The 22752-nt window shown below is 72.2% G+C and carries 23 protein-coding genes; 7 read left to right on the top strand and 16 right to left on the bottom strand.

The features are described 5' to 3' along the window. Window positions 1-174: 174 nt before the first annotated feature. The 5 genes from ACZ619_RS43540 to ACZ619_RS43520 all read right to left on the bottom strand — a co-directional run bounded on the left by ACZ619_RS43540 (window position 175) and on the right by ACZ619_RS43520 (window position 6022). Window positions 175-1185 (bottom strand): ABC transporter substrate-binding protein, encoded by a 1011-nt coding sequence (locus tag ACZ619_RS43540; RefSeq protein ID WP_469611511.1) that lies wholly within the window; start codon window positions 1183-1185, stop codon window positions 175-177. A gap of 113 nt (window positions 1186-1298) precedes the next feature. Beyond that, entirely contained in the window at window positions 1299-2687 is a 1389-nt protein-coding gene (locus tag ACZ619_RS43535; protein WP_469611510.1) for an FAD-binding oxidoreductase, read from the bottom strand. 98 nt (window positions 2688-2785) lie between these two features. Then, window positions 2786-4159 (bottom strand): FAD-binding oxidoreductase, encoded by a 1374-nt coding sequence (locus tag ACZ619_RS43530; RefSeq protein WP_469611509.1) that lies wholly within the window; start codon window positions 4157-4159, stop codon window positions 2786-2788. Continuing rightward, a complete protein-coding gene (locus ACZ619_RS43525) occupies window positions 4156-5205 on the bottom strand; it encodes an amidohydrolase family protein (protein ID WP_469611508.1) in 1050 nt (349 codons plus the stop codon). The genes ACZ619_RS43530 and ACZ619_RS43525 overlap by 4 nt, the downstream gene beginning before the upstream one ends. Continuing rightward, entirely contained in the window at window positions 5198-6022 is an 825-nt protein-coding gene (locus ACZ619_RS43520) for an SDR family NAD(P)-dependent oxidoreductase (RefSeq protein WP_469611507.1), read from the bottom strand. The genes ACZ619_RS43525 and ACZ619_RS43520 overlap by 8 nt, the downstream gene beginning before the upstream one ends. A gap of 190 nt (window positions 6023-6212) precedes the next feature. Here ACZ619_RS43520 and ACZ619_RS43515 point away from each other — a divergent pair, with 190 nt between their 5' ends. Genes ACZ619_RS43515 through ACZ619_RS43500 form a run of 4 tightly spaced genes read left to right on the top strand, consistent with a single transcriptional unit; the run spans window position 6213 to window position 9683 of the window. Continuing rightward, window positions 6213-7658, top strand: a complete 1446-nt coding sequence (locus ACZ619_RS43515) for a hypothetical protein (protein WP_469611506.1) — start codon at window positions 6213-6215, stop codon at window positions 7656-7658. Further along, window positions 7655-8290: a carboxymuconolactone decarboxylase family protein gene (locus ACZ619_RS43510; protein WP_469611505.1), complete on the top strand. Its 636-nt coding sequence runs from the start codon at window positions 7655-7657 to the stop codon at window positions 8288-8290. The genes ACZ619_RS43515 and ACZ619_RS43510 overlap by 4 nt, the downstream gene beginning before the upstream one ends. Beyond that, complete coding sequence (locus ACZ619_RS43505) at window positions 8287-9042, top strand: CoA transferase subunit A (protein WP_469611504.1); 756 nt, start codon at window positions 8287-8289, stop codon at window positions 9040-9042. Before ACZ619_RS43510 ends, ACZ619_RS43505 begins: the two co-directional genes overlap by 4 nt. Then, window positions 9042-9683, top strand: coding sequence for a CoA transferase subunit B (locus ACZ619_RS43500; protein WP_469611503.1), 642 nt, complete (start codon window positions 9042-9044; stop codon window positions 9681-9683). Before ACZ619_RS43505 ends, ACZ619_RS43500 begins: the two co-directional genes overlap by 1 nt. Before the next feature lie 268 nt (window positions 9684-9951). On the opposite strand, the gene ACZ619_RS43495 is transcribed toward ACZ619_RS43500, so the two are convergent. Continuing rightward, complete coding sequence (locus ACZ619_RS43495; protein WP_469611502.1) at window positions 9952-10572, bottom strand: TetR/AcrR family transcriptional regulator; 621 nt, start codon at window positions 10570-10572, stop codon at window positions 9952-9954. A 57-nt stretch (window positions 10573-10629) separates the two neighbouring features. Here ACZ619_RS43495 and ACZ619_RS43490 point away from each other — a divergent pair, with 57 nt between their 5' ends. Continuing rightward, window positions 10630-11682, top strand: coding sequence for a saccharopine dehydrogenase family protein (locus tag ACZ619_RS43490; protein ID WP_469611501.1), 1053 nt, complete (start codon window positions 10630-10632; stop codon window positions 11680-11682). 274 nt (window positions 11683-11956) lie between these two features. Here the strand turns inward: ACZ619_RS43490 and ACZ619_RS43485 are convergent, their stop codons facing one another. Beyond that, the gene (locus tag ACZ619_RS43485) at window positions 11957-12541 is read right to left on the bottom strand and encodes a hypothetical protein (RefSeq protein WP_469611500.1); all 585 of its coding nucleotides are present in this window, start codon (window positions 12539-12541) and stop codon (window positions 11957-11959) included. Between the two features lie 229 nt (window positions 12542-12770). On the opposite strand from ACZ619_RS43485, the gene ACZ619_RS43480 reads away from it, so the two are divergent. Further along, complete coding sequence (locus ACZ619_RS43480; RefSeq protein ID WP_469611499.1) at window positions 12771-13367, top strand: TetR/AcrR family transcriptional regulator; 597 nt, start codon at window positions 12771-12773, stop codon at window positions 13365-13367. A 37-nt stretch (window positions 13368-13404) separates the two neighbouring features. Here ACZ619_RS43480 and hydA read toward each other — a convergent pair whose 3' ends face one another. Genes hydA through ACZ619_RS43435 form a run of 9 tightly spaced genes read right to left on the bottom strand, consistent with a single transcriptional unit; the run spans window position 13405 to window position 21414 of the window. Beyond that, the gene (gene hydA / locus ACZ619_RS43475) at window positions 13405-14817 is read right to left on the bottom strand and encodes a dihydropyrimidinase (protein WP_469611498.1); all 1413 of its coding nucleotides are present in this window, start codon (window positions 14815-14817) and stop codon (window positions 13405-13407) included. 40 nt (window positions 14818-14857) lie between these two features. Next, the gene (locus ACZ619_RS43470) at window positions 14858-15241 is read right to left on the bottom strand and encodes an allophanate hydrolase-related protein (protein ID WP_469611497.1); all 384 of its coding nucleotides are present in this window, start codon (window positions 15239-15241) and stop codon (window positions 14858-14860) included. Window positions 15242-15266: 25 nt separating this feature from the next. Continuing rightward, window positions 15267-16424: an NAD(P)/FAD-dependent oxidoreductase gene (locus ACZ619_RS43465; protein WP_469611496.1), complete on the bottom strand. Its 1158-nt coding sequence runs from the start codon at window positions 16422-16424 to the stop codon at window positions 15267-15269. Next, complete coding sequence (locus ACZ619_RS43460) at window positions 16421-17785, bottom strand: FAD-dependent oxidoreductase (RefSeq protein WP_469611495.1); 1365 nt, start codon at window positions 17783-17785, stop codon at window positions 16421-16423. The genes ACZ619_RS43465 and ACZ619_RS43460 overlap by 4 nt, the downstream gene beginning before the upstream one ends. Beyond that, entirely contained in the window at window positions 17778-18062 is a 285-nt protein-coding gene (locus ACZ619_RS43455; RefSeq protein ID WP_469611494.1) for a (2Fe-2S)-binding protein, read from the bottom strand. The genes ACZ619_RS43460 and ACZ619_RS43455 overlap by 8 nt, the downstream gene beginning before the upstream one ends. Before the next feature lie 17 nt (window positions 18063-18079). After that, the gene (locus ACZ619_RS43450) at window positions 18080-18835 is read right to left on the bottom strand and encodes an amino acid ABC transporter ATP-binding protein (RefSeq protein ID WP_469611493.1); all 756 of its coding nucleotides are present in this window, start codon (window positions 18833-18835) and stop codon (window positions 18080-18082) included. Next, complete coding sequence (locus ACZ619_RS43445; RefSeq protein WP_469611492.1) at window positions 18832-19551, bottom strand: amino acid ABC transporter permease; 720 nt, start codon at window positions 19549-19551, stop codon at window positions 18832-18834. The genes ACZ619_RS43450 and ACZ619_RS43445 overlap by 4 nt, the downstream gene beginning before the upstream one ends. Before the next feature lie 32 nt (window positions 19552-19583). Continuing rightward, window positions 19584-20456 carry an ABC transporter substrate-binding protein gene (locus ACZ619_RS43440; RefSeq protein ID WP_469611491.1) on the bottom strand — a complete coding sequence of 291 codons (873 nt, stop codon included), beginning with the start codon at window positions 20454-20456 and terminating at the stop codon, window positions 19584-19586. Window positions 20457-20463: 7 nt separating this feature from the next. Beyond that, window positions 20464-21414: a dihydrodipicolinate synthase family protein gene (locus ACZ619_RS43435; protein WP_469611490.1), complete on the bottom strand. Its 951-nt coding sequence runs from the start codon at window positions 21412-21414 to the stop codon at window positions 20464-20466. Between the two features lie 231 nt (window positions 21415-21645). Here ACZ619_RS43435 and ACZ619_RS43430 point away from each other — a divergent pair, with 231 nt between their 5' ends. Then, the gene (locus ACZ619_RS43430; protein ID WP_469611489.1) at window positions 21646-22686 is read left to right on the top strand and encodes a LacI family DNA-binding transcriptional regulator; all 1041 of its coding nucleotides are present in this window, start codon (window positions 21646-21648) and stop codon (window positions 22684-22686) included. Window positions 22687-22752 lie beyond the last annotated feature (66 nt).

The following is a 22752-nucleotide window of genomic DNA, read 5'->3' as shown; positions in this document are numbered from 1 at the left end:
CCGCGACAACCGCCCACAACAACAGGACGGCCACGACGGCGGACAACTGGAGCAGCAGGAGCCCGGACCGCCCGGGGCCCCCGGGCCGGGCGCGCACGGTGGTGCGCACCCGGCCGGGGGCCGGACGCCGGCCCTCGGTGGAGATGGCCATGGTTGGTCTACCTCTGATGTCTGTCAGCTGCCGGTGGTGGTCGGAGCCTGGTCCCAGTAGATGGCGCTGTCCTTGGGCGAGCTGCTGAGCAGCCCGTACTGGTGCATCTTCGTGATGACGGTACGCATCACGGTCGTGTTGACGGTCTTGTCGTAGTACGAGACCTGCTCCTCCTTGATGTAGTCGGCGGACAGCTGGGTGTACTTCGACTGGATCGCCTTGACCGCCTCGGGGTGCGCGTTGGCGTAGTCGATCGCCTTGGCGACGGCGGCGGTGAACTTCTTGGCCGTGGCGGCGTTGGCGGACAGGTACTTCTGGGTGGAGAAGAGCACACCCTGGGGGATGCCCGGCAGGTCGTTCATGCCGTTGCCGATCGACTGCAGTCCGGCCGACTTGGCGGCCGAGTAGAAGGCGCCGAAGGAGTAGACGGCGTCGGTCTTGCCGGTCTTGGCCGCGTCGGTGAGCGAAGTGGTCGGCAGCGCGACGAACTTGACCTTGCTCGGGTCGCCGCCGTCCTTCTCGACCAGGTACTCGACGATGAACTGGATCGTGCCGCCGAGCGCGGCCAGGCCGACGGTCTTGCCCTCCAGGTCCTTGAAGGACGTGATGGAGCTGCCCTTCTTGACCAGCAGGCCGTCCGTGGGGTCGGTCCTGGTGGTGGCGGACTGGAGTCCGGTGGCGATCCGGATCGGCATGTTCTTCGCCGCGCCCTTGAGGAAGCCCGAGCTGTCCGTCATCGCGAACTGGGCCTCACCGTTCAGCACGGACGGCGCGTTCTGCGAGGTGTCCTGCGCGCCGGCCTTGATGGTGACGTCGAGGCCCGCGGCCTTGAAGTAGCCCTGCTGCTGGGCGATGTAGAGCGGCTCGAAGATGGCGCCGTTGGAGCGCAGCACGGTGATCTTCGTCTTGCCGTCGGCGGACGTCGTCGAGCCGGAGGAGTCCGATCCGCAGGCGGCGAGCGGAGCGGTGACGGCGAGCGTCACGAGGGCGATGGTGAGACGGCGGCCCAGCGGACGTCTCGTGAGCTTCGACATGAAGGTGTGCTCCTTTGCACGGTTGTTGCAGCTCGTGGACGCGTTCCCACGAACGGATGCGGCTCTGAGGGTGTGCGGTACTGCTGTGGGGTTCGGGGTGTCCGGGCGCGGCCCTACGAGCGCGCCGCGAGGGCGAGAGCGGTGGTGGACTCGGCCGGCGCCATGTAGGTCCGGAAGAATCCGTCGGGGTCGTAGGCGGCGCGGACCTTCTCCAGCCGCTCGGCGTTCTCGGCGCTGAGACCGAGGTCGTGGCGGTCGGCGACGTTGTTGTCCGAGAACTGCAGGCCCTTGGACAGGTGTTGTACGGCGGCCAGGGAGCCGTGCACCCAGTTCTCGTGGGCCAGGTCCTGCGCCGGGTCGCTCCAGCCGGCGTTGGGCGAGAGGTAGGCCTTGGCCTGGGCGGACCAGCAGGCGTCGGGACGCGGCGGGTAGTGGCCCCACAGCATCCACAGCACGAAGCTGGTGCCGTCGGGGATGCCGTCGAGGACGGGTGCGGAGGCGGTCAGGATCTCCTCGGCGGCCCCGTCCGCCCATATGCCGTCCACGGCCCAGCGCAGGCCTTCCGGGTTGAGGCGGTCCGCGATGTCGTACAGTTCCTCGATGGTTGTCTCCTGGCCGACCAGGGCACGTATGGCCTGATCGCGGAAGGGGGCCTGTTCCAGGGGCGCCAGGGCTTCCGGGCCGTGGTCGGGGGTGCAGAAGGCGGTGGCGGTCAGGGAGACGGTCCGGGCGTCGAGTCCGGGGGTGAAGCCGACCTTCGCGGAGAACTCCACAGTGGTGGGCAGGGTGTCCAGGATGTCGTAGGACCAGGCCAGCACCTCGTCGCGGAGGGCGAGCGGGTAGCTGTGCACCGTCCGGACGATCTTCGTCGGGCGGTCGTGCACGTCCAGGTGGAAGCGGGTGACGATGCCGAAGAATCCGGGGCCGCTGCCCCGTGCCGCCCAGAGCAGGTCGGGGTGCGTCTCGTCGGTGGCGTGCACGAGGGTGCCGTCGGCGAGGACCACGTCGATCGCGCGGATGCTCAGGCAGGCCGGTCCGAGGTGACGGGAGTTCCAGCCGTAGCCGCCGCCCAGGATGAAGCCGCCGATGCCGACGGTCGGGGCGTGGCCGGTGGGGAAGAACAGCCCGAGCTCGGCCAGTGCCCGCTGGATGGCCGGGCCCTTGGCGGCCGGCTGGACGGAGGCGGTGCGGTTCCCGGGGTCGACGGCGATCTCCGCCAGCCGGGAGAGGTCGATCAGCAGACCGCCGTCGCGCACCCCGTTGCCGACCCAGCTGTGGCCGCCGGAGCGGACGGAGACGCGCAGCCCCTCCGCACGGGCGAGGCGCACGGCCCGGACGACGTCCTGCTCCTCCTCGGCGATGACGATGACATCGGGGAACCGGTCCGGCTTACGCTCGTTCCACACGGCATCGAGACGGGCCTTCTCATAGCTCGCGTCACCGCGCCGGATGACAGCTCCGCGCAGGGACCGGGCAGGGTTCGGATCGGGCGACCTGGACAAGTGGGGCTCCTTGGGTGGTGCAGACATCCCGACGGTACTGTCGACACAAAATGGCGGTCAAGGGTCTGTAGCGGCCCTCTTTCACCAATCTGTCGACACTAAGGGGTCGTTCGTGTTCGCCGCCGCACGGCGAGCGCCGTTGTGGACTCCTGGGGGGACAGATAGGTGCGGAACAGCCCCTGGGGGTCGTAGCGCTGCCGCAGCCGCTCCAGCCGGGCCGCCTGCTCCGGCTCCAGCCCGTGGTCGGGCCGGTCGGCCGGATTGGCGTCGGCGAACTGGGTGCCGTGCGCGACCGGCGCCATGGCCCCGAGCGCCTCATGGGCCCAGGCCTCGTTGCGCAGGTCGTCGGCGGGGTCGTGCCACACGGCGTTCGGTGAGAAGTACAGCCGTGCCTGCGTGGACCAGCAGGCGTTCGCCCGGGTGGGCTGACCTCCCCAGAGCATCCACAGCAGGAAGCTGTCCCGGTTGGGCAGCCCGTCCAGCACCTCGCGCCCGGCGTCCAGCACCCGCTCCACCGGAGCACCGGTCCACACCCCGTCGACCGCGTACCGGCGGCCCTTGGGGGTCAGCCCGTCGGAGAGGGCGTACAGGTCGTCCAGGCTCGACGGCAGCCGCTCCGTGCTGCGCAGGGCGTGCCGCAGGAAGGGCGCCTTCTCCAGCGGCTCCAGCATCGCGGGCCCCTCGTCCGCGGTGCAGAAGGCGGCCGCGGTGATCATCGTGGTGGGCCGCTCCGCCCCGGGCGTGAAGGCGACCTTGGCCGACATCTCCAGCGAGGCGGAGATCTCCGGCACGGTCTCGTAGCTCCAGGCGAGCACCTCGTCGCGCATCTCGTGCGGGAAGACGTACGCACTGCGCAGGATCCGCTCGTACGCCGGGTACACCCGCAGGTGGAAGCGGGTGACGATCGCGAAGAAGCCGGGCCCCGCGCCGCGTACGGCCCACATCAGGTCGGGGTGGGTGTCGTCGGTGGCGTGCACCAGCGTGCCGTCGGCGAGCACGGCGTCGACCGCCTCCACACTGAAGCAGGCCGGTCCGAGCGCCCGGGAGTTCCAGCCGTAGCCGCCGCCGATCAGGAAGCCGCCGACGCCCACGGACGGGCAGTGGCCGCTGGGGAAGACCAGGCCCTCGGCGGCGAGCAGCGCGTTGAGGCGGGTGCCCTGGACCGCGGGGCGGACGGCGGCCCGGCGGTTCGGGGCGTCGACGGCCACCCCGTCCAGGGCGGACAGGTCGATCAGCAGGCCGCCGTCGCGCACCCCGTTGCCGATCCAGCTGTGGCCGCCGGACCGCACGGAGACCCTCGTCCCGCGCGCGGCCGCCCAGCGCACCCCCTCCTGGACGTCGCGGTCCGAGGCGGCCACGAGGATGGCGTCGGGGTGGCGGTCGGGTTTGCGCTCGTTCCAGACCGCGCCGAGCCGGGCCTCCTCGTAGCCGGGGGCGCCCTGGGTGAGGAAGGTGCCGTCGAATCCGGTCATGTGCGCTCCGTGGGCGAGTCGTGCGAGCAGTTCGGGTCGTGCGGGTCGTGCGGGTCGTGCGGGTCAGGCAGGGCGGACGGGCCGGAGAGGTCACGCGGACCGGACGGGCGCGGCGGACCCGGCGGACCGGGAGGCCCGGACGGACCGGGCGGGAAGTCGAAGAGGTCCGCCGGGTTGTCCACCATGAGCCGGCGCAGCAGGCCGGGGTCGGGGGCGATGTCGGCGAGCAGGTCGACCAGCAGGCCGTCGTCCGGTGCGGCCCCCTCGATGTTCACGTGCGGGTAGTCGGTGCCCCAGACCACCCGCTCGGGCGCGTGCGCCACGAAGGAGGCGGCCAGCGCGACGGCGTCCGCGTAGGGCGGGCCCTGCCGCGAGACCCGGTCCACGCCGCTCACCTTGAGCCAGACGTCACCGGTGTCGAGCAGGGCGCGCAGGCTGCGCAGGGCGGGGTCGCGCGGGCCGGCCGCCAGATCCACCCGCGCGAGATGGTCGACGACCACCCGGCCGGGGAGGGAGCGGATGAGGGACTCGTACCGGGCCGCCTCCTGCCCCTTGAGATGGAGCTCGGTGACCCAGCCGAGGCCGTCCACGCGCTCCAGCACGGAGTCGATCTCCTCCCGCGTCGGCGCGGTGCGCAGGTGCGGCAGGAAGTTGAGGCGGAAGCCGCGGACTCCCGCGCGGTGCAGTTCCTCGATCTCCGCCCGGGTGGTGGTCTCGCCGATCAGGGCGACCCCGCGCAGCCGGCCGCCCCCGGCGGCGAGCGCGTCGAGCAGCACCCGGTGGTCGGAGCCGTTGCAGGACGACTGGACGACCACGGCGCGCGACAGACCCAGATGGGCGTGGAGGGCGGCGGCCTGTTCCTTGGGGGCGTCGACCGGGGTGAAGGTGCGCTCGGGCGCGTACGGGAACACCGCGGCCGGACCGAGGATGTGGCAGTGCGCGTCGCAGCTGCCCGGCGGCAGCACGAGGGAGGGACTGCGCGGCGCCGGGTGCGGGGGCGGGCAGCCCGGGGAGGGCGCCGCGTCGTGCAGAACCGGTTCAGTCACAACGGGCCGTCATTCCGCCGTCGACGACGATCTCGGTGCCGGTGACGAAACGGGCCTCCTCGGACGCCAGGAAGAGCGCCGCGTACGCCGTGTCCCGGCCGTCCCCCATGAACCCGAGCGGGATGCGGGACTGCCGCTGGGCGAGCAGCTTCGCCACGTCGCCGCCCGCGCGCTGCCCGGCGAGCCTGGCCTCCACCATCGGGGTGTGCAGCTGCCCGGGAACGACGGTGTTCACGCGGATGCCGTCGGGCGCGTACTGGACGGCCGTGACCCGGGACAGCTGGATGACCGCCGCCTTGGCCGCCGCGTACCCCACCTGCGCGGCACCGGTCCAGCGCAGTCCGGAGCAGGACGCGGTGTTGACGATGGCACCCCCGCCGCCGCGCCGCATGATCGGCACGACCTGCCCGCACGCCAGGAAGGCACTGGTGAGGTTGGTGCGCAGCTGGCTGTCCCAGTCCTCCAGGGAGAGTTCGGCCGCCCCGCCGGCGCGGGAGCCGCCGACGTTGTTGACAAGGATGTCGATCCGGCCGGCCTGCCGTTCGGTCTGCTCGAAGTAGGCGGCCACGGCCTCCGGTTCGGTCACGTCCAGAAGTTCGGTGTGCGCCTCGCCGCCCTCCTCCCGGATCTGGCGGGCGGTGACCTCCAGCGCGTCCTTGTCGCGGTCGGTCAGGTACACGGTGGCGCCCTCGCGGGCGAAGATCACAGCGGTGGCGCGGCCGTTGCCCCAGCCGGGACCGACGCTGCCGGCGCCGCTGATCACGGCGGTCCGTCCGGCCAGCCGGCCGGGCCGGGCGGTGGGCACGTCTTGGCTCACGGATGTCTCCCTCGGTTCGCGAATGGCGTTCCAACTGTCGAAAGTTTCACTTAGTGTCGACAGAAAGTAAACATCGAAAGGAACCGATGCCGGTCGAGCCGTCAATACAGAGGCTAGTGTCGACAGCATTGAGGTGGCGGTGCTTGAATGACAGAGCAAAGACCGCCCCAGACAGCCGCCCGGAGGGCCCATGGACAAGCCGGCCGTGTTCACCGACGAGGAGATCGCCCGCTTCCGCGCGGAACTGGCCGCCAAACGCGCGCCGGGTGCCTACGAGCCGGGACGCTGGTCGGTGAGCCCGCTCAACCGCCGGCCGGAGGTCCGCGGACCCATGCCCGGATCCGTACGGCTGCGCGACGCCACCCTGCGGTCGGTGGAGACGCTCCCCGGCGTCGTCGCCTCCACCGAGGCCAAGGAGGCCTACCTGCGCCGGCTCGTCGGTGCGGGCGTCCACGAGGTCGTCACCGCGGGGCTCGGCGGCCGGGACGACAAGGCGCTGCGCACCGAGGTCGAGGTCATCAAGGGCGAGAACGGCGACTGCCGGGCCGTTCTGCCGCTGCTGCGCACCACGCAGGACATCGACCGCGCCGCCGACGCGGGCTACGACGCCGTACAGATCTGGGTGCAGGGGCTGGGCGAGGCGTCCCTCATCTACAACCCCGCGATCTACCAGAAGGCGTGGCGGGGCGAGGAGTGGCGCACTCCGGACACCCCGCGCGGCCGGGCCGACGTCCTCGCCCGGGCCGTGCCCCTCGTCCGGCACGCCCGGTCCCGGGGCCTGGACGCGATCGTCCCGATGCTGATGGTGTCGTACCTCACCGAGGAGGTCCTCGAGGAGTCGGTCGCCGTGCTCACGGGGGCGGGCGCCACCGAGCTCACACTCTTCGACGGCCCCGGCGCCATGAGCCCCGAGGCCTACGGACACCTCGTCGCCCGCACCCGGGAACTCGCCCCCGGCGTGCAGGTGGGGCTGCACCCGCACAACACCTTCGGGCTGGCGGTGGGCTGCGCGGTCGCCGCGGTCCGGGCCGGCGCCGACGTCGTCGAACTGTCCGTCAACGGCTACTGCGGCGGCCCCGGCAACGCCGATCTCGCCGCCACCGCCATGGCGTTCGAGACGCTGTACGGGGTGAGCACCGGGATCAGGACCGAGCGGCTGACGGAACTGGCCCGCGCCGGCGAGGCGCTGACCGGCTACCACCTCGCCTGGAACCACCCCGTCACCGGCACCAGCGCCTTCTCCTGGGGAGGCATGGACCTCATCACCCAGGAGACCGCCGTCGACCCGCTACTGCACAACTGCCTGGAGCCCACGCTCGTCGGCAACGCCCGCAGGGTCCCCTTCACCCCCGACAGCGGTCCCTACACCCTCGCCGACAAGCTGGCCGCGCTCGGTGTCGACACCACCCCCGCTCAGGTCGACGAGGTGCTGCGGCGGGCCCGCGCGGTGATGGCACGCGAGGGCCGCCTCCTCACCGACGCGGACCTGGCGTCACTGGTGTCGCAGGTGTCGCAGGTGTCGCAGGTGTCCCAGGCGAGCGAGACCGCGGACGGGTCCGCGACGGACGGGACCGCAGCTGACGGGACCCCGGCTGACGGATCCTCGGCGGACGACGGGACGACCGCCCGCTCATGACGTCCGCACCCCGCACCGGCCGGCTGCCCCTGTTCCACCCGGACCGGCTCTCCCCCGAACAACAGGCCCTGTACACCGAGATCACCGGCGGCCCGCGCGCCGCCGGCCCACGGCTCTTCGCCCTCACCGACGACCGGGGACGCCTCCACGGCCCCTTCAACGCCATGCTGTCCAGCCCCCCGCTGGGCGGCGCGCTGCAGGCCCTCGGCTCGGCGATCCGTTTCGCCACGGACCTGCCGCCCCGGGTGCGCGAGACCGCGATCCTGGTCGTCGCCACCGTGTGGGACAGCGACTTCGAGCGGTACGCCCACGAGGCCGTCGGCAGGGCCGCGGGACTGACCGAGGCCGAACTGCGCGCGCTGCGCGAGGACACCGACCCCGCTTTCGCCGACCCGTTCGAACACGCCGCCTGGTCCGCCACCCGTCTGCTCGCCGCGCATCCGGAACGGCTGGACGACACCTGGTACACGGCGGCCCGCGCGGCCCTCGGCGAGGCCGTCCTCTTCGAACTGTCCACGCTCGTCGGCTACTACGCCACCCTCGCCCTCCAACTGCGCCTCTTCGGCGTCCCCGCACCGGACCCGGCAGCCCCGAGCCGCCCGACCTCCCCCGCCAAGGAGCCCCAGCCGTGAACAAGGTCTGCGCGACCGCCGCCGAGGCGGTCCACGACATCACCGACGGATCGTCGCTCGCCGTCGGCGGCTTCGGCCTCAGCGGAGTGCCGGAGGTCGTGATCGACGCACTGTACGAGCAGGGCGCCACCGCGCTCTCGGTGGTGTCCAACAACTGCGGCGTGGACGGCGCCGGGCTGGGCGTCCTGCTCGCCGCCCGCCGCATCGCCCGGGTGACGGGCTCGTACGTCGGCGAGAACAAGGAGTTCGCCCGGCAGTACCTGTCCGGGGAACTGGAGGTCGAGCTGGTCCCCCAGGGCACCCTGGCCGAGCGGCTGCGCGCCGGGGGCTGCGGCATACCGGCGTTCTACACGCCGGCCGGTGTCGGCACCCAGGTCGCCGACGGCGGGCTGCCCTGGCGGTACGGCCCCGACGGCTCGGTCGTCGTCGCCTCCCCGGTGAAGGAGAGCCGGACCTTCGCGGACCGGACGTACGTCCTGGAACACGGCATCACCACCGACTTCGCGCTGGTCCGCGCCTGGCGCGGGGACCGCCACGGCAACCTGGTCTTCCGCAGGTCCGCCGCCAACTTCAACCCCCTGGCCGCGATGTCCGGCCGGGTCACGATCGCCGAGGTCGAGGAACTGGTCGAGCCCGGCGTCCTCGACCCCGACCAGGTGCATCTGCCCGGCGTGTTCGTGCAGCGGGTCGTCGCCCTCACCCCCGAGCAGGCGGCCGCCAAGAAGATCGAGAAGAGGACGGTACGACTCTGATGGCCTGGACCCGTGACCAGATGGCGGCCCGCGCCGCCCTGGAGCTGACCGACGGCTCGTACGTCAACCTGGGCATAGGCCTGCCCACCACGATTCCCGGCAACCTGCCGCCGGACGTGCAGGTCACCCTGCACTCGGAGAACGGCATCCTCGGCACCGGTCCGTACCCCTACGAGGCGGACGTCGACGCGGACCTGATCAACGCCGGGAAGGAGACGGTCACCGTGCTGCCGGGCGCCTCCTTCTTCGACTCCGCGCTCTCCTTCGGGATGATCCGGGGCGGTCACATCGACACGGCGGTCCTGGGGGCCATGCAGGTGTCGCAGGCCGGTGACCTCGCCAACTGGGCCATCCCCGGCAGGATGGTCAAGGGCATGGGCGGCGCGATGGACCTGGTGCACGGCGCCCGACGGGTCATCGTCCTGATGGAGCACACCGCCAAGGACGGCGGCCCCAAGCTCGTCGAGCGCTGCACCCTGCCCCTGACCGGCCGCGCGTGCGTACACCGCGTCATCACCGACCTCGGAGTCCTCGACGTCACCGCGGACGGGCTCACCCTCGTCGAGACGGCCCCCGGCACCACCCCGGACGACGTGATCACGCGCACGGCCGCACCCCTGCGGGTCCGCATCCCCGCGTAGCCGGCACCCGCCGCGCGACAGCGGTCACCACGACTGCGCGACCGCCGGCCGCACCCGCGACCTGCCGACCACAGCGACCACAGGCCGCTGGGCCGACTGTCGTGCCGTGCTGTGCGTGACGGCGGGGGAATCGGATGTCCGAGCACGTGATCGAGGACCTCCGAATCGCGGTCGTCGGGCGGATGCCGTTCCAGGGGGGGCGAGGCAGGCCCAGAGGGCCCCGGATCGGCTCGGCCGCGGCGGGCAGACGGCCACGCCCCCACTCTCGTCAGGGCAGCAGTTGCCGTACGAGGGCGTCCGCCGCCCAGTGTTCCCAGCGGGCCGGGGGCCAGCCCTGTTCCGTCACCAGCAGGTGGTAGGTCTCGGGGCCGAGGAGGGCGGTGGCGATGTCGGCGGCCGAGGCCGCGTCGTGGCCGTCGCGCAGGGTGCCGCCCGCCTTCTCCACCAGCGCTTCGGCGAAGAGCAGCTGGATGGTGTGCCGCTGCCCGGTGTTCGTCCGCCACAGTTCGGCGAGTTCCGGGTCGGCGGCGGCCACGGACCGGACCACTTCCAGCACGGGGGCGGCGCGCTCCAGCACCTGACGAGCCCCCGCCGCCTGCCGGGCCAGCTGGGCGTCGGGGTCGGGCTCCGCGACGACCTCCCGCGCCCAGGCACGGTCGAGGGTGGCGACCGGGTCGGTGTCACCGGCGACCGCGGTGTCGAGGACCTCTTTGAGCAGCTTCCGCTTGTTGCCGAACGTGAAATAGACGGTCTGCACGCCGACTTCCGCGGCGCGTGCAATGTCCTCGACGGTCGTCCGCGTCCAGCCGCGCTCGACGAAGAGACGGTGAGCGGCTTCGAGCATCCGCCGCCTGGTGCGGAGGGTCTTCTCGGCGCGGGTGGTGGGCACGGGGTCAGCCTTTCTCGTTTTTGACTGTAGTGAGACTACAGTGTAATTCATTGGAGCATGACTACAGCGAGAGAGTCCGGACCAGGCACTGGCACCGAGGGGCGCATTCTGGTCGTAGGCGGATACGGCGCCGTCGGGTCGACCGTGACCTCGACACTGGACGAATGGTTCCCCGGCCGTGTGGTGCCCGCGGGCCGTGACGAGGCGAGAGTGCGGCGGCTCGGAGGCATCCGTGCGGACGTCGCCGATCCGGACGGATTCAGGCGCGTGCTGGACAACGGTGACGTCGCGCTGGTCGTGCTCTGCGTGGAACCCCCGGACGTGACCGTCGCCCGGCTCTGTCTGGAGCGAGGCGTCCACGTCGTCGACGTCGGTGCGACCGTGGACCTCCTCGACGGGGTGGCCGGTCTGGATCCGCTCGCCCGGCGCGCGGCCGCCTCGGCCGTGCTCAGCGTCGGGGTGGCGCCCGGCCTGACCAATCTGCTCGCGCTCCGCGCCCACGAGGCGGTCGGCGGTGCGGACCGCATCGATGTCACCCTGCTGCTCGGGTCCGGCGAGCGCCACGGCGCCGACGCCCTGCGGTGGACGGTCGAGGGCCTGGCGACGCCCATGCCGGGCCGGCCCGCCCGTGTGGAGTTGCCCGGTTACGGCACCAGAACCGCCCACCCGTTCCCGTTCTCCGACCAGTACACCCTGCCCCGGACCCTCGGCATCCCACAGGTCACGACCCGGCTCTGCCTGGACTCCCGCTTCCTGACGAGCGCGCTGTTCGCACTGCGCCGCGGCGGTCGCGCGGGCCTGGCCGGGCGGCCCGCCGTACGACGGCTGCTGACGAACGCCATGGGCCGCGTCCACCTCGGCGGTGACGGATTCGCCGTGCGCGCCGACGCCGTACGGGGAGACCGGCACGCCGGGTACGTACTGGCCGGCCGCGAGCAGAGCCGGGTCACCGGCCTGGTCGCGGCCCACACCGCCCGGGCGATCCTCACCGGCACGGTGCCCCCGGGCGTCCACCACATCGAGCAGACGGCCGGGTTGGCCGACCTGCCCGATCGACTCGCCCGGTACGGAGTGGAGGTGCGGCGTTCGGCGAGCGGTGGACCGAGGTGACGCGGAACGGCCGACACGGCACCGGTGAAACTCGGATGCCCGGTGCCGGTCCGCCCCGCTACCGTCCTCCGCGTGCAGGTGCGCAGGCTGCGGATACTTCGCCTGAATGCGGGTGACGCGGGTTCGAATCCCGTCGCCGGCCCCGGCCGGTGTCGTCCAGCGGCCGAGGACGCCTATGTCTCCGCCGCCGACTCCGATCTCTGCACACCGGCGACGGACCGTACGGGGCGGCGCTCAACTCCCGGTTCGTGCGCGTTCCGCGTGCGCTTTCGCGTCACGGAGCGAGTCGGGCGGTCCTGTCGGCTCGTCCCAGGCGGAGTGCGGAGAGCAGGAAGAAGACCCCGCCCAGGAAGGCGTAGCCGCCCAGGGAGCTGAAGGAGGCGTCGGTCCTGTCCGCCTGGGCGATGAAGGAGGCTCCCGCGAGAGTGGAGATGGCACCGCTGGCGATCATCGGCCAGTGGCCCGCCATGGCGCGCCGGTGCACGCCGACGACCAGCTGGACGAGTCCCGCGGTGACGGCCCACGCGCCCCAGACCCGCAGCACGGCCGGGATTCCCGAGGTGGCGGCGGCGACGAGTCCCACGGTGGTGAGGACGCTGAGCGCGATGTTCGCGTAGAGGCCCCGCACCGGGCCGCCGCTCGTCCGGGCGGACCTGAGGTCGACGACCGCGCAGGCCACGTCGAACAAGGGGTAGACCACCAGCAGCGTCGCGCCGAGCGGGGTCAGGGTGTGGGCGGAGGCGAGCAGAAGTGCGGCCCAGACCGTGGCGAACGCGAAGCGCAGGAGGTACAGGCGGCGCAGCGCCGCGGTGCCGCTCGCGGCGGGGGCGGCGGCCGGGGCGGCGACGGAGGAGTCCATCGGAGTCCTTTCGGCGGAGGCCGACGGTGACGGCGAGTCGGGTCCCGGGGCGCCGTGATCCGCACGGGCGTGCCGCAACCCTCCGCGCGCCGGTGATCGGCTTCAGCGGGATGATGAGGAGGAGGAGATAACGAGGGAGAACGTTCGGTCTCTCTCCTCATCTAAATCACGCCCTCGCTCCCCTGTCAAGACCGAACGTTCTCCCTCATCGGCTGGTACCGTGGGCCCCATGAGTGCGGGCACAGAAGGCAAGAGCATGTCCGAGGCGCGGGCACGGCTGCTCGACACGGCGACCCGGATCTTCTACACCGAGGGGATCCACTCCGTCGGCGTGGACCGGATCATCGCGCAGGCCCAGGTCACTCGCGCCACCCTGTACCGGCATTTCAAGGGAAAGGAGGAGCTGATCCTTTCCTACCTGCAACTGGCCGATCACGGCATCCGGGGACAGGTCGACGCCGTCCGGGCGCAGGGCCTGCCCGCCGCCGACACGGTCCGGGCCGTGAGCCGGTCGATCGCCGAGGGCATCCGGTCCGCCGGGTTCCGCGGGTGCGCCTTCCTCAACGCGGCGGCCGAGTTCCCCGACCCGGCACACCCCGTCCACCGGGCCGTGCTGGCCCACCGGCAGTGGTTCCTGGACACCGCGACGCGGTTGCTGGAGGACGCCGGCTGCGCTCCCGCCGACGCGGCGGGCCGGCACTTCGTCATGCTCCGGGACGGCGCGATGGCAGCGGGCTGCCTCTTCGACCCGGCGCTGATCTGTGAGACGTTCCTGGACGGCGTCGAAGGCATCCTGCGCGCGGGCACGGCACCGGCGCGGGCGTGAAACGTGGGCGGCGATCCGCCGCCCACGGGGCGGGGCTTCAGCAGAGCAGGGAGCGGCTCAGGGGGCCCGACTTCAGGTGGCGGCCTCGGGGTTCGGGCGCCACGAGGCGGCCCGCCGCCACCACGGGGCGGCCTCCGACCACCACCGTCTCCGGCCAGCCGGTGACCTCCATGCCCTCGTAGGGCGTGTAGTCCGTGGCCATGTGCAGGTCCCCGCTGCGTACGGTGCGCGTGGTGCGGGTGTCCCAGACGGCGAGGTCCGCGTCGGCGCCGGGGGCGATGACCCCCTTGCGGGGGTAGAGGCCGTTGAGCTTCGCCGGGTTGGCGCACATCAGCTCCACGAAGCGCCCGACCGGCAGACCGCCCTTGACGACCAGGTCGCTGAAGACCACCGGCATACGGGTCTCGACCCCCGGCAGGCCGTTGGGCATGGCCCGTACGTCGTGGCTGACGGACTCCTTCTGGGCGGTGTCGTAGCAGCAGTGGTCGCTGCCGATCGTCGCCACCTGGCCCATCAGCACGCGTGAGCGCAGCCCCGCGACCGTGCCGGCGCCGCGCAGCGGGGGGCAGCACACGAAGCGCTCCGGGTGCGGGCCCGCGTAGGCGCTGTCGTCCAGGGTCAGGTGGTGGGCCACGGTCTCCGTGAAGGCGCGGACGCCCCGGCCGCGGGCCCGGGCCACGAGGTCCACCGCCTCGGGCGTCGACTGGTGGACGAAGTAGACGGGGGCGTCGACGGACTCGGCGATCGCCAGGATCTCGGCGACCGAGGCGTTCTCGGCCAGTTCCGGTCGCGTCCCGGCGTGATGGCATGCGCTGATGCCGCCCGCCGCCTCGCCGCGCTCCTGTGTGTCGGCGATGATGTGGTCGGCCTCGCAGTGGATGACGACCATGCCGCCCAGGTCTCTCAGGGTCGTCATCACGTTGAGGATCGTCTTCTCGTCGGCCATGGTCTCGCCGCGGTACGTGGTGAACATCTTCACGGTGACGATGCCGTCGGCGGTCATCGACCGCAGTTGTTCGGGCACGGTGTCGTCCCACTCGACCACGCACCCGTGCAGGGCGCTGTCGCACAGGCCCTGCTCCGCCTTGGCCCGCTGGACCGCGGCGACGTCGGCCGGGTTCTCGCCGGGGCGCGGGATGGCGAAGTCGACGATGGTCGTCGTACCGCCGAAGACGGCGGCGGTGGTGGCCTGGCGGTAGTCGTCCAGGGAGGTGAAGTCCCCGGAGGTGAAGCCGACATGGCAGTGCGGGTCGACTCCGCCGGGGAGCACGAGGCGCCCGGAGGCGTCGATCTCGGTGGTGCCGGGGTGCCGGGCCGGGCGGTAGGAGCCCGGCTCCACCACTCCGATCACCTTTCCGGCGCCGACCAGGACGTCGGCGACGCCCTGCCAGTCGGCGTTGACCACGGTGCCGCCCCGGACGATGAGGTCGATGGGCTGCGGAAGGGACATGGGGGCCTCCGACGGGGGTGCGGGAGAGGGGAGTTGACGGTCAGAGGGTGGCGAGGTAGGCGTGCCAGCCGCCGTGCGCGGTGATGTCGGTGACGCCGGGGGCGGTCAGGGCCTCGGCGCGCATCCGCATCGACAGCGAACCCGTGCCGTCCTCCAGGGTGATGACGCCCAGTTCGAGTTCCGCCGGCTCCTCGGGGAGCAGCTTCTCCCGCAGCACGTCGTAGCCGACCTCGTAGACCTCGCCGAGGATGGCCGCGCCGCCGACGGTGACCGGGTGGAGTCCGGGGAACTCGTCGCGCACCGAGTGGAACCGGTAGGCGGGGGCCGTGCGGACGGGGCCGAGGAGGCGGGCGTCGCGCAGCGCGTGGCTGAGGGAACCTCCCGACATGGCCTGGCCGTTGACGAACATCTTCAGGGTGGTCATGGTGCGGTGTCCTTCGGGTCGGGGGTCAGAGAACGGGGGCGGCGCTGTCGTGCGTCAGGCGGCCGGGGCCCAGGTCGTCCACCGGGTCGGCGGGGGGCTGCCCCGCGATCATCCGGGCCAGGGTGTCGCCCCACACGGGGGCGAGGGTGAAGGCGTAGGTGCCGCCGGCGACGAAGTAGCCGGGATGGCCGGGGACTTCACCGATCACCGGCATCTCGTCGGGGGTCGCGGCCAGCGGTCCGGCCCACATGCGCAACAGGCGCAGGTCGCGCAGGAACGGCAGGATGCGTCCGGCCTGGGCGAGGTTGCCGGCCATGCTGGGCACGCTGACGGTGCTGCGGCCGTTCATGTCCAGGCGGGCGGCGGGCCAGCCGCCGCCGATCAGCAGGTTGCCGGCGCTGACCTGCTTGACCGACATGCCCTCGCCGATGTGCTGGACCAGGTGGTGCATCACCGGTGCCACGCGGACCGTGACGTGCATCTGGATCGCCACCGGTGCCATGCGCACGTCGATTCCGGCGAGGGCGGCGGTGCCGGTGATCCACGGTCCCGCCACGTTGACGACGGTCGGTGCGGTCCAGCTCCGGTCCCCGCAGGACACCTTGTAGTCGTCGCCGACCCGCTGGACGGCGGTCACGGGCGTGAAGGGATGGAGCTGGGCGCCGTGGCGGCGGGCGGCGGCGAGATAGGCGGGGGTGATCAGGAGCGGGTTGGCGTAGCCGTCCAGGGAGCACCAGCTGGCGGCGCGTACGCGCCGGGACAGCAGGGGCAGTTGTGCACGGGCCTCGTCGCCGGTGAGCACCTCGGTGGGGATGTCGGCCGCCTGTTCCCAGGTGTGCTTCTCGCGCAGTTCCTCCTCCTGGGCCTCGGTCTCGGCGACCATGAAGCCGCCGCCGCGCCTCAGCTCCACGTCCGCGTCGAGCCGTTCCTCGATCTGCGCCCAGTGGTCGGAGGCCCGGCGCTGGAGCGGCAGCAGGCGGGCGCTGTCGACCGGGGTCTCCTGGCCGGGCCTGCGGGTGTGGATGGCCTGGATGTGGAGGTTGCCGGCGGTGGTGCCGGAGCCCTCGCGGTTGGGCGCGCCGCGCTCCAGGACCACGACGCGGTGTCCGCGTTCGGCGAGGTGGAACGCGGTGCTGGCGCCGAGGATGCCGGCGCCGATGACGATGACGTCGGGCTGGTTCACCGTTCGTCCCCTTCTTCGACCGTGGTGGCCATGGGCAGTGGCCGCAGCGGCATACGGGCGGCGAAGCACTCCGGGGTGCCGCGCGAGGTGAGCGCGGCGACGATGTGCCCGCACTCGCGTCCCTGGCACGGGCCCATGCCGGCGCGGGTGGCGGCCTTGGCGCCGTGCAGGTCGTTCCAGCCGATGGCGGCGGACTGCCGGATCTCGCCCGCGCTGACCCCTTCGCAGCGGCACACCTGGGTCTCGTCGGGGATGGCGGCCACCGCGTCGGCGGGCAGCGGGTAGAGGCGGTCGGCGAGCGCCGCGAAGCGGTCGAGGGACCGGGCCCGCCGGTGCAGTGCCGCCACCCGGCGCCGGTCACCGGGGCCCGCGGTCAGCCGGCGCAGGATCGCGTGCGCGGCCAGTTCGCCGCGTACGCCCGCCGCGTGCACTCCCGCGATGCCCGCGCAGTCACCGGCGACGTACAGGCCGTCCACCGAGGTCGCGCCGTAGGCGTCGACGACCGGGAGGAACTCCGTGCCGGTCGGGTCCGGTGCGGTGCGGCAGCCCAGCAGCCGGGGCAGTTCCGTGCTGGGCCGGAAGCCGAAGCCCACGCACAGCGCGTCGGTCTCCAGCCGCCGTACCCTGCCGTCGGCGCCGGCGATCTCCACGGCCTGGACCTGGGTGTCTCCGTGGGCGGCGACGACGCGGGCGCCCTGCTCGACGCGTACGCCGTGGCGTGCCAGGGTCAGCAGGTAGCGGGCCGCCTCGGCCAGCCGGGCGGGCTGCCGCAGCGCGCCGGCGACGGCACCGGGAGCGGGCCGGTAGGGGTGGTTCAGCTCGATCAGCGCCTCGATGCGGGCGCCCACCTCCAGCAGTGCGCAGGCGACGGGGAGCAGGAACGGGCCGGTCCCGGCCAGCACCACGCGGCGGCCCACGGGCACCCGGTCCATGGTGGCCAGGTGGAGGGCGAAGCCGGGGGTGACCACGCCCGGCAGGGTCCATCCCGGGAAGGGCAGGGAGCGTTCGTAGGCGCCGGCGGCGACGAGGGTGGCCCCGGACCGGACCCGGCCGAGGGCTCCGGTGCGGACGTCGCTGGTGAGGAGCGTGTGCCCGTCGTCCTCGGCGCCCCACACCAGTGTGCCGGTGCGGCAGGTGACCCCGGCCGCCCTGACCTCGTGGATGAGTGCGGTGCCGCGGGGGCGGAAGTCGCCGAAGGCGGCGCTCAGGTGCGGGGAGCGGCGCTTGTAGTACTGGCCGCCGAGTTCGTCGGACTCGTCGAGGAGGACGACGTCCAGGCCGCCCTTCGCCAGGGTCAGTGCGGCGCGCAGTCCGGCGGGTCCGCCTCCGACGACCGCGACATCGGTCTCCGGCTCACTCATGGGTCGTCGTCCTGATGTCCATGCCGTCCGCGACATGCGCGGTGCAGCTGCGGGAGAGCGGGCGGCCGTCGATGGTCACCTCGCACTCCAGGCAGACGCCCATTCCGCAGAACGGGCCGCGGAGCTGGCCGTTGACCGGGTTGCGGCGCAGGGGCCAGATGCCGGAGGTGACCAGGGCGGCGGTCACGGACTGGCCGGCCCAGGCCGTGACGGGGGTACCGTCCACGGTCACGGTGACGGTCTCGGGTGTTCGGGGTGTGCGTCGGGTGGTGCTCATGGCAGTGCTCACAGACATCAGAGGATCCGGTCCAGGAACTGGCGGGTGCGGGCGTGTTCCGGGGCGGCGAAGAAGCGGTCGGGTGCCTTGTCCTCCACGACGACGCCGTCGCTGATGAACACCACCCGGTCGGCCGCGGCCCTGGCGAAGCCCATCTCGTGGCTGACGACGATCATGGTCATGCCCTCTTCGCGGAGCCGGACCATCACGTCGAGCACCTCCCCCACCATCTCGGGGTCCAGGGCCGAGGTCGGTTCGTCGAAGAGCAGCAGTTGCGGGCGCATGGCCAGGGCCCGGGCGATGGCGACGCGCTGCTGCTGTCCGCCGGAGAGCTGGGCGGGGTAGTTGCCGGTCTTGTCGGCCAGGCCCACCATGGCGAGCAGTTCGCCCGCCGTGGCGCGTGCCTCGGCCCTGGGGACGCGGTTCACATGGACGGGGCCCGCCGCCACGTTGTCGAGGGCGGTCATGTTCGGGAACAGGTTGAACTGCTGGAAGACCATCCCGGTCAGCCGGCGCTGGACGGCGGTGCGCCGTTCGCGCAGCGCGCCCTTCTCGCCGTAGCCGATCCGCTCGCCGCAGACGGTGACGGTGCCCGAGTCGGGGGTCTCCAGGTGGTTGAGGGTGCGCAGGAAGGTGCTCTTGCCGCCGCCCGACGGGCCCAGGACGAGGACGACCTCGCCCTGGCGGACGGTCAGGTCGATGCCCTTGAGGACTTCGACGTCGCCGTACGACTTGCGGACCTGGCGGGCTTCCACGACGGTCTCGATGGTCATCGGGTCTCCAGTTCGGGTGCCGCGCCGCGGATGCGTCGGCCGCTGGTGGGCCGGGCCTGGTAGCCGCGGCCGACGCGGGCTTCCAGCCACTGCTGGACCAGGCCCCACAGCGTGGTCATCGCCAGGTAGTAGAGGGCCGCCGCGGTCAGCCCCTCCAGGACCCTGAAGTTGGTCTGGACGGCGAACTGGGTGCGGCGCAGCAGTTCCTCGACGGAGATGACCGAGACCAGCGTCGTCGTCTTGAGCAGGCCGTTGAAGCTGTTGCCGAGCGAGGGCACCATGACCCGCAGGGCCTGTGGCATGACCACCACCCGGAACACCTTCCAGGGCGGCATGCCCAGGGCGCGCGCCGCTTCGGCCTGGCCGCGCGGGACCGACAGGACGCCGGCCCGGACGATCTCCGACAGGTACGCCGCCTCGTTGAGGACGAGGCCGGTCAGGGCCGAGGTGATGACGCCGAAGCGCAGGCCCAGCTGGGGCAGGCCGGTGTAGATGATGACCAGCTGGACCAGCAGCGGGGTGCCCCGCATCAGCCAGACGTAGCCTCCGGTGACCAGGCGCAGCGGCGCGAACCGGGACGCTCTGCCGAGCGCCACCAGCACGGCGAGCGGAAGGGCGAGCGCCATGCTGACGGCCGTCAGCCATACCGTCGTCCAGGCTCCCTGGAGGAGCAGGGGATCGTGGAGAAAGGAGAAGAAGGCTTCCCAGGACCACATGGGTCTCGCCCTTTCGTGGTGGTGAAGTGGCGCTACTTGGCGCTGATCGTGCCGGTGGACACCTTGAGCGGACCGGAGTAGGTGGTCACGCCGTACTTCTTGAACAAGGTGGCCAGGTAGCCGTTGTCGCGCAGGGTGTTCAGCGCCTCGGCCACGGCGTCGGCGGGCTTCTGCTTCCCGAACCCGAGGGCGAGCGGTGCGGGGTTCATGCCCTTGACGGCCGTCTCGAAGGCGCCGTCCTTCTGGTAGTGGCTGGTGACCGACTCGACGATCGCGACGCCTTCCACCTGGCCGGCGGAGAGGGCCTGGTAGGCGTCGGCGGTGGTGGTGAACGTGCGGACGGTGACCTGCTTCTTCCCCGCGGCCTTGAGCTTCTTGTTGAGCGCGGTGAGGGTGTCGAACTCGTAGCCCGGGGCCTCCACGGCGATGGTCCGGCCGGACAGGTCGTCCTCGGAGGCGATGCCCTTCGGGTTGCCCTTGGCCACCGAGACGGCGACGCCCTGGATCTCGTAGGGCACGAGCTTGATGGTCTTGGCCCGCTCGGGCGTGTAGAACATGCCGGTGTCGATCATGTCCCAGCGGCCCGACTGGACGCCCGGGATCTGCGCGTCGAAGGGGATGTTGACGAACTTCGGGGTGAGGCAGAGCAGCTTGGCTATCGCGTCGCCGAGGTCCACCCGCATGCCGACGATCTTGCTGGAGGAGTCCAGGTACTGCATGGGCGGCAGGGTGGCGTTCGTGGATATCGTCAGCGTGCCCGCCGTGACCAGCTCGTCCTTGCCCAGCTTGGGCGTGCAGCCGGTCGGTGCGGCGGTGGACGAGGCGTCCGAGTCCTGGCCGCCGCAGGCCGTGGCGGTCAGCAGCAGGGCGACGGACGCGGAGGCCGCGATGAGAAGTCTGCGCACGGTGGGTTCACCTTTTTCCGGTGTCGGTGGAACAGGGGTGCAGGCCGGCCTGGTCGAGCGCCGCGGACAGGCGGGCCAGGGCGGACGGGTCCTCCAGCGGGAGCAGCGGGGGGCGTACCTGTCCCCCGGGCTGCCCGAGCAGCCGCATGGCGGCCTTGAGCTGTGAGGTGGGTGAGGCGAACCGGGAGCTGTAGTCGTCGTTGACGAGCAGGTTCACGAGGCGTTCGTAGCGGGCGGACCAGGTCCGGGCCAGTCCGAGGTCACCGGCCCAGTAGGCCTCGTAGAAGGGGACGGCGAAGGGCGCGCCCAGGGCGCCGCCGTCGATGTTCCCCGCGCCGCCGAACTCCGCCATGACGGCCAGGCCGCGGCGGTGGATGAAGCGGCCGAAGACCTGGACCCGGCCGGCCAGGGCGGCGCAGGTGTCGGCGACCTTCAGCTCGTCGCCGGAGCTGTCCTTGACGGCGACGACGGTGTCGAGCTCGGCCAGTCGGACGAGGGTGTCGACGCTGATGTCGACGGCGGTGCCGCGCGGCCAGTTGTAGACCATGAGCGGCAGGTCGACGGCCTCGGCGAGGGTGGTGTAGAAGGCGACGATCTCGTCCTGGCTCGGGTGGACGTAGGGGGGCGGAGTGGTGAGGATGCCGTCCGCCCCGATCGAGCGGGCGTGTTCGCCGTACCGGATGGACTCCTGCGCGGTGAACGCGCCGCAGCCGATCACCACGGGCATCCGCCCGGAGAGTTCGGCGACCGCGATCTCGGCGAGCCGCAGGCGCTCCTCGGCGCTCTGGGAGAACCACTCGCCGGTCGTGCCGTTCACCAGGACCCCGTGCACGCCCTGTTCGGCGTAGAGGCCGAGCAGCGCGCGCCAGGCGTCCTCGTCGAGCGAGCCGTCGGCGGCGAACGGGGTGGGGGCGGCGGGCCAGTAGCCGTGCCAGGACACGGCGGCCGAAGTGTTCATTCTGAGGGCTCCGATCGAGCGTCCGCGTCACGAGTGGTGGACGCTTTGTGGGATCGATTGCACAGAACGCTGGCAGGGCGCCGAAGACCAAGTCAAGAAATGACGACCGAAAATCGCCGCTGAAACGCATTGTTTACGCCACCGACTCGACCAGATCTGCCATGATGGGGCCCACGATCCCGCCAGCGAGCGGGAAACCATGGGATCGATTTCACGATCGGGGGTGGACCGGTGGCAGTCACCTTGGACGAGGTAGCCGACGCCGCGGGGGTCTCCAAGAGCACGGCCTCACGGGTGCTGAGCGGCTCCAGCCGGGTCAGCGCCCAGACCCGGCGCGCCGTGCAGTCGGCGGCGGAGCGCCTCGGCTACCGCCCGAACAGGGTCGCCAGCGGACTGCGCACCCGGCGCAGCAATCTGGTCGGGCTGGTGATCACCAACCTGGTGAACGCCTCGTTCCACGTCATCACCGAGGTGCTCCAGCAGCGGCTCGACGAGTGCGGCTACCAGGTGCTGCTGTGCGTCACCGACTCGGACCCCGCGCGGGAACGCGGCTATCTGGACACGCTCCTCGACCACCGCGTCGACGGGCTGGTCATCGTGGGCACCGGCGAGAACAACGACATGGTCCGGCAGGTGAGCAAGGCGGGCATCCCGGTGGTCAACCTGATGCGCGCGCCCGTCGGCGTCTCGGGCGACTGCGTGATGGCCGGTGACCGCGAGGGTGCCGAACTGGCGGTCCAGCACCTGCTCGGCCTGGGACACCGGCGCGTCGCCTTCATCGGCGGGCCGCCGGAGGTCGACTCCGGACGGGACCGCCACGCCGGTTTCACGGCCGCGCTGGCCGCGGCCGGGATCGAGGCCGATCCCGCCCTGGTGGCGCGCGGCCCCTACACCGTGCCCTTCGGCACCGAGTCGGTCATGCGGCTGATGACCGCCGACCGGCCGCCCACCGCCCTCTACAGCGCCAACCACGAGGCGACGTTCGGCACACTCGGCGCGCTGGTCCAGCTCGGCGTCCGGGTGCCGGACCGGCTCTCGCTCGTGTGCCACGAGGAGGCACCCTGGTTCCCGTACTGGCACCCGCCGATCACCGTCGTCGACAACAACGCCCGCGACCTCGGCGAACTGGCGGTGGAACAACTGCTGCGCCGCATCGACCGCCGCCCCGAGGGCGCGGACTCCGCGGCGCAGGGGACGGGCCGGCTCCTGCGGGTCGGTTCCCGGCTGATCGTGCGCGGCTCGACCGCGCCGCTCGGGGACCCGGCGCCGTGACCGGGTGGCGGCGTCGGTGCCGAGCCGCTCGGCACCGGCGCCGCCACCGGCAGACGGCCCTCTGAC

The organism is Streptomyces sp. NPDC104367 (assembly GCF_055583825.1).
The sequence above is the reverse complement of the archived record's forward strand: the minus strand, read 5'-3'. Positions and strand labels throughout refer to the sequence as shown.

Excerpts from the sequence above, each read along its gene's own strand:
- ACZ619_RS43460 (WP_469611495.1), bottom strand. The coding sequence starts at position 17,785 with ATGAGTGAGCCGGAGACCGATGTCGCGGTCGTCGGAGGCGGACCCGCC.
- ACZ619_RS43480 (WP_469611499.1), top strand. The coding sequence starts at position 12,771 with ATGAGTGCGGGCACAGAAGGCAAGAGCATGTCCGAGGCGCGGGCACGG.
- ACZ619_RS43540 (WP_469611511.1), bottom strand. The coding sequence starts at position 1,185 with ATGTCGAAGCTCACGAGACGTCCGCTGGGCCGCCGTCTCACCATCGCC.
- ACZ619_RS43510 (WP_469611505.1), top strand. The coding sequence starts at position 7,655 with ATGACGTCCGCACCCCGCACCGGCCGGCTGCCCCTGTTCCACCCGGAC.
- ACZ619_RS43455 (WP_469611494.1), bottom strand. The coding sequence starts at position 18,062 with ATGAGCACCACCCGACGCACACCCCGAACACCCGAGACCGTCACCGTG.
- ACZ619_RS43500 (WP_469611503.1), top strand. The coding sequence starts at position 9,042 with ATGGCCTGGACCCGTGACCAGATGGCGGCCCGCGCCGCCCTGGAGCTG.
- ACZ619_RS43435 (WP_469611490.1), bottom strand. The coding sequence starts at position 21,414 with ATGAACACTTCGGCCGCCGTGTCCTGGCACGGCTACTGGCCCGCCGCC.
- ACZ619_RS43445 (WP_469611492.1), bottom strand. The coding sequence starts at position 19,551 with ATGTGGTCCTGGGAAGCCTTCTTCTCCTTTCTCCACGATCCCCTGCTC.
- ACZ619_RS43485 (WP_469611500.1), bottom strand. The coding sequence starts at position 12,541 with ATGGACTCCTCCGTCGCCGCCCCGGCCGCCGCCCCCGCCGCGAGCGGC.
- ACZ619_RS43515 (WP_469611506.1), top strand. The coding sequence starts at position 6,213 with ATGGACAAGCCGGCCGTGTTCACCGACGAGGAGATCGCCCGCTTCCGC.
- ACZ619_RS43530 (WP_469611509.1), bottom strand. The coding sequence starts at position 4,159 with ATGACCGGATTCGACGGCACCTTCCTCACCCAGGGCGCCCCCGGCTAC.
- ACZ619_RS43470 (WP_469611497.1), bottom strand. The coding sequence starts at position 15,241 with ATGACCACCCTGAAGATGTTCGTCAACGGCCAGGCCATGTCGGGAGGT.
- ACZ619_RS43490 (WP_469611501.1), top strand. The coding sequence starts at position 10,630 with ATGACTACAGCGAGAGAGTCCGGACCAGGCACTGGCACCGAGGGGCGC.
- ACZ619_RS43450 (WP_469611493.1), bottom strand. The coding sequence starts at position 18,835 with ATGACCATCGAGACCGTCGTGGAAGCCCGCCAGGTCCGCAAGTCGTAC.
- hydA (WP_469611498.1), bottom strand. The coding sequence starts at position 14,817 with ATGTCCCTTCCGCAGCCCATCGACCTCATCGTCCGGGGCGGCACCGTG.